The following is a 3,316-nucleotide window of genomic DNA, read 5'->3' as shown; positions in this document are numbered from 1 at the left end:
TCATGGCCCTGGCTCAGCAAAAATCGGCTCTGCTGCACCTGCTGGAGGCAACCGACCGGGGCCGGAAAGTCTCCCCTGACCAAAAAGCCCAGATTTTGTCTCAAATTGCCGTCCTAGAAGCGCTCAACCCCACCCCCAAGCCAACATCGGCTCCTGAAGGGTTGGAGGGGAACTGGCTCACCCTATTTACCACGAGCACAGCTCTGCTGCGGCTGGCACAGTTGCCTTTTTTGACCACCGGCGAGATCTACCAGTGTATTCGGGCCAAGGCTGGACGGGTCTTCAACGTGGCGGAGATCCAGGGATCCGGCTGGCTGGGGGCTTGGGTGCCACGGGGAGTCTTGGCTGTATCAGCGCGCTTTTACCCCGAATCTGAGCGCCGGGTGAGGGTGATTTTCGAGCGATTGGTGCTCGGATCCCAAGCTTTGATGAGCTACGAGATCGAGAGTTTTCTCTATTTGCTCGAGCGGGCTCCGGAGCGGATCCCGGCTATTCAAATCGATATTCGCCGCCGCGAGCCAACGGGTTGGCTGGATATCACCTATTTGGATGAAGACTTGCGGCTGGGTCGGGGCAGCGAGGGGAGTGTATTTGTTCTAAAGCGGGTCGGCTAGTCGGAGGATCCAGAGGACTCCGTTTCCGCCCTTTCGTGAGATGGGTTTTGGGTTAGGGTGGAGCTTATTTCCTGTAGAACTTGCAAGGCGCGGTAGGACTCTCGCAAAGTTTGCAGCTCCTGTTGAGTTTGCTCCAGTTGCCGGGCCCATTCTGCCTGTTGGGAGCGCAACTCTCGATTTTCCAATTTTTTGCGCTGCAGGATGCGCTTGAGTTTTTGCTGCTGCTGCTGGAGTTGAGCCCGCTCTGCTTCTGCGTGTTGCAGTTGGGTCCTTTGGCGTTCCAATTCTATTTTCAGGGTGGTGACCTGGGATTGAAGTTGGCGGAGCTTTTGGCGCAGCGCTTGCTCTGGCGTGGGTTTGGTCGACTCGGAGCTTGGAGAAGGGGAAGATGTTTGTAGGTTTTGCAGATGCTGTTGTAACTGTTGGGCTTGGGCCTGCAGGACTCGAGACCGTTGCTGCTCGCTGCGCAGTTGGGCTTGGGCGCGTTCACAGGTCTGGATTTCGGCTTTCACCCGCTGCTTGATGCGGTCAAGGATCTTTTGATGGCGGAGCTGGGTTTGCCGGATCTCCTGAGCCACCTGCCAAGGGCGAGGATCCCCCTTAGGTTGTCGTGGCTCGCCGCCGTGGTCGGCAGGATCAAAGGGAGATAGGGTCGCCACCAGCGATTCTCGAAAGTCGCTCCAGGAAGCCGATTGCAGACCCATCTGAACCACCTGCCAAACCCCATAGGCAGACCCAATTCCAGCCAGGATCCCAGGGATCCCGGCCAAGGATAAGGAAACCTTGGGCAGGGTGGGCAGGATCTGATCCAGCAGCCCCACCACCAGGGCGAAAACAAAGATCCCGCTCCCCGCGGCAGCGGCACCTGAAACCCAAGAGGAGCGGGAGAGCATCATCGTTTTTTCGTCATCACAACCGCTAGAGCGGGAAAACCAGGTTCAAAAATGGCCTGTCTGCACTCAGTTTATCCCGCCAGCAGCCTCTGTTTCCCTCTCAGGGCACCTGCCAAGCCCGTTGGTGGTAGCCCTCTAATTGGGCCCAGGGATCCCCAGCCGCTGCGTGGGTGTGGCCGTGCTGAGGGTGATGGTGAGAATGAGGGTGGTGATGGGATCCGTGCCCGTGATGGTGGTCATGATGCTCGTGAGGATGGTGATGGGTATGCCCAGCTCCAACCTCTGCGCTCACGGCCAGGCGAAACTTGCACAGGTGGCAGTTCATCGGGGTTTGGCCCTGCAGGGCTTCCTGCTCCAGTTGCTGCAGGCTGTGCAGCACCGTATCCACAAGGCCCAATTCCGGCAGCATCAGCCAGTCGATTTCCGGCTGTCGTTGTCGTTGTTTCTCCACTGCCGCCTCGATTTTTTTCACCAACACCCCCGTAAACAGAAAGTAGGGCAGCACGATCACCCGACGCGGCTGCCAGGACGAGGCCCGCTCCAACCCCACAGGCAGGCGGGGATGGGTAATGCCGATAAAGCAAGTTTCCACAGCGGCAAACCCGGATCCTTCCCAAAGCAGCCGAGCCAGTTTACAGGCTTCGGCATTGGCCTCAGGATCGCTGGAGCCGCGACCCACAAATAGGAGCACGGTTTCTGCCTCTGGGATCCGCCGCGGTTGGGCAGCTATCAGAGCAGCCAATCGGTCTCGCAGCAGTTGCAGGATCTCGATGCGGATCCCCAACGGCCCACCGTAATGAATGCGCAACTGGGGATAGAGGGCCTGCAGGCGATCCAATTCCATCGTCACATCGAACTTGTTGTGGCGGGCCCCAAACAACAGCAGCGGCAGGACCACAATCTCTTGCCACCCTTGGGCAATACACTGCTGGATCCCTTGGGCGATACTCGGCTCCGTCAGCTCCAGAAAACAAGGGATCACCGGTCGATGGGGGGTGAGAGCTTGGTAAGCCTGGGCTAGCTCCAGAAAGGCTTGCTGCCCTTGGGGGTCGCGGGATCCGTGGCCGATGAGCAACAGGGGCAGGGGGACAACAGGAGACTGCCCAACCGCAAGCGGAGGGGAAACACTGAGGGTATTCAACACAAAAAACTCCGTTCCTTGTGAATCGCAAGGGGTACAGGACAACGGCAGGTGGGTGTTCTGGCTGAGGGAGGGATCCCATCACAGTTGCGTCACAGTGGCGGACTTGCACCGCGCTTTCCCCAGTCTGCCTGAGCCTTTTAGGTTAGCTTGCCGCTTGTCGTTCACCAAGCCCCCTGGGGGGGATGTCCTTGTCTGCCAGAAGATAGCCCTGAGGCATGAGCGGTACGGCAGACTCATGCTCAAAGGGCAGCAAAACTGTTGCCGCGCTAATCCCCCTTGCCCCTGGGAGAGGGCCTAACGCCGGCCCGCTGGTCTGGGGGGCTGAAAGTGTCGCAGGCGCAGGGCATTGGCGACCACCGAAACGGAACTCAGGGCCATGGCTGCCCCCGCCAGCATAGGGTTGAGCAACCAGCCTGTAAAGGGATAGAGCGCCCCAGCGGCAATCGGGATCCCGAGCGTGTTGTAGATAAAGGCGAAGAAGAGGTTCTGGCGGATGTTGTTGAGGGTGGCCCGGCTGAGTTGAATGGCTGTGGCGACTCCGCGCAGATCTCCCGACATGAGGGTAATATCGCTGGCGGCCATCGCCACATCCGTACCCGTACCGATGGCGATCCCCACATCCGCTTCTGCCAGAGCCGGAGCATCGTTAATGCCATCTCCCACCA

Annotated in this window: 4 protein-coding genes and 1 riboswitch; of the genes, 1 reads left to right on the top strand and 3 read right to left on the bottom strand. The window is 59.1% G+C overall.

Going from position 1 to position 3,316, the window contains the following annotated elements:
* The first annotated feature begins 2 nt into the window (after window positions 1-2).
* Window positions 3-614: a PAP/fibrillin family protein gene (locus tag NW819_RS02220; RefSeq protein WP_414331538.1), complete on the top strand. Its 612-nt coding sequence runs from the start codon at window positions 3-5 to the stop codon at window positions 612-614.
* On the opposite strand, the gene NW819_RS02215 is transcribed toward NW819_RS02220, so the two are convergent.
* The 3 genes from NW819_RS02215 to NW819_RS02205 form a co-directional block, all read right to left on the bottom strand.
* Window positions 611-1,510, bottom strand: a complete 900-nt coding sequence (locus NW819_RS02215) for a hypothetical protein (protein ID WP_414412760.1) — start codon at window positions 1,508-1,510, stop codon at window positions 611-613. The genes NW819_RS02220 and NW819_RS02215 overlap by 4 nt on opposite strands.
* Window positions 1,511-1,607: 97 nt before the next feature.
* The gene (locus NW819_RS02210) at window positions 1,608-2,648 is read right to left on the bottom strand and encodes a sirohydrochlorin chelatase (protein ID WP_414412761.1); all 1,041 of its coding nucleotides are present in this window, start codon (window positions 2,646-2,648) and stop codon (window positions 1,608-1,610) included.
* Between the two features lie 32 nt (window positions 2,649-2,680).
* Window positions 2,681-2,817, bottom strand: a riboswitch (cobalamin riboswitch).
* A 128-nt stretch (window positions 2,818-2,945) separates the two neighbouring features.
* Window positions 2,946-3,316 (bottom strand): HAD-IC family P-type ATPase (locus tag NW819_RS02205; RefSeq protein ID WP_414412759.1); only part of this gene is annotated, 371 nt, incomplete at its 5' end.

This window comes from Synechococcus sp. R8-2 (assembly GCF_047461715.1).
Taxonomy (GTDB): Bacteria; Cyanobacteriota; Cyanobacteriia; order Thermostichales; family Thermostichaceae; genus Thermostichus.
The sequence above is the reverse complement of the archived record's forward strand: the minus strand, read 5'-3'. Positions and strand labels throughout refer to the sequence as shown.